The sequence below is a fragment of the Acidovorax sp. KPB24-03 genome (assembly GCF_057546605.1).
In genome coordinates, this window is the sequence record NZ_BAAJYR010000662.1 from 1 (window position 1) to 1,349 (window position 1,349).

The following is a 1,349-nucleotide window of genomic DNA, read 5'->3' on the forward strand; positions in this document are numbered from 1 at the left end:
CCTGGCCGCGAGTGGGTGCGCCGCCTGGGCGACGGCGGCTGGCTGCGCTACTGCGTGCCCGCCGCGCACGGTGGCGCGCTGGCCGAACTCGATTCCCGCGCGCTGGTGCTGCTGCGCGAGACCCTGGCCTACCACTCGCCCCTGGCCGACTTCGCCTTCGCCATGCAGGGCCTGGGCAGCGGCGCGATCACGCTGGCCGGCAGCGCCGCGCAGCAGGCACGCTACCTGCCCGCGGTGGCGCGCGGCGAGAAGATCGCCGCCTTCGCGCTCAGCGAGCCGGAGGCCGGCTCCGACGTGGGCGCTATGCAAACCATAGCAACACAGGCAAACATTCCGCCGGCACAGGGCCAAAACGGCTCAGAAACGGCTGGCGAGGCCATGGGCGCCTACACGCTGAACGGCACCAAGACGTGGATCAGCAACGGCGGCATCGCCGACTTCTACTGCGTCTTCGCCAAGACCGAGCCGGCCGGCGGCACGCGCGGCATCAGCGCCTTCATCGTCGATGCGCCCACGCCGGGTCTGGATGATTCGCGCCACATCCAGGTGATGGCGCCGCACCCGCTGGCCACGCTGGCGTTCGACGGCTGCACCGTGCCGGCCGATGCGCTGCTGGGCGAGCTGCACGGCGGCTTCAAGCTGGCCATGCGCACGCTGGACATCTTTCGCGCCTCGGTGGCGGGCGCCGCGTTGGGGCTGGCGCGGCGCGCGCTCGCCGAGGCGGTGCACCATGCGCGCACGCGCCGCATGTTCGGCCAGACACTGGGCGACTTCCAGCTCACGCAGGCCAAGCTGGGCGAGATGGCGGCGCTGGTCGATGGCGCGGCGCTGCTCACGTACCGGGCGGCATGGATGCGCGACGAGAGCTTGCTATCTGGGCGGGCGGGCAACGCCACCGAGGCTCGCCATCGCAGCGTCGCCGCTGCGATGGCCAAGATGACCGCCACCGAGAACGCGCAGCGCGTGATCGACATGGCCCTGCAGATGCACGGCGGGCGCGGCGTCGAGGTGGGCGCCAAGATCGAATCGCTGTACCGCGACATCCGCGCGCTGCGCATCTACGAAGGCGCCACCGAGGTCCAGCAACTCATCATCGGCAAAGCCGTCTTGCAGGAGCAGCAGGCATGACCCCCAGCGCACAGACCGACACCTTCGTCCACGACCGCCTGCCGCCGCGCGAGCAGTGGCCCGCGCTGCACTACGACCTGCCCTCGCTGCAGGTGCCGGACCAGGCCAACCTCGTGCAGGTGCTGTTCGAGCGCGCCGCGCAGGCAGGGCACGGCGGGCGGCCGCTGCTGCGCTCGCCCACGCGCACCTGGACCTACGCGCAGGCGCAGGACGAGGTCGCG

General features: G+C 71.8%; 1 protein-coding gene and 1 pseudogene. Both read left to right on the forward strand.

Going from position 1 to position 1,349, the window contains the following annotated elements:
• On the forward strand, positions 1–1,128 hold a 1,128-nt coding region (locus AC27KI_RS24955; RefSeq protein WP_487116474.1), incomplete at its 5' end, for an acyl-CoA dehydrogenase family protein.
• Positions 1,125–1,349: pseudogene (locus AC27KI_RS24960) on the forward strand (2-aminobenzoate-CoA ligase); the annotation flags it as partial. The gene AC27KI_RS24955 and the pseudogene AC27KI_RS24960, both read left to right, overlap by 4 nt.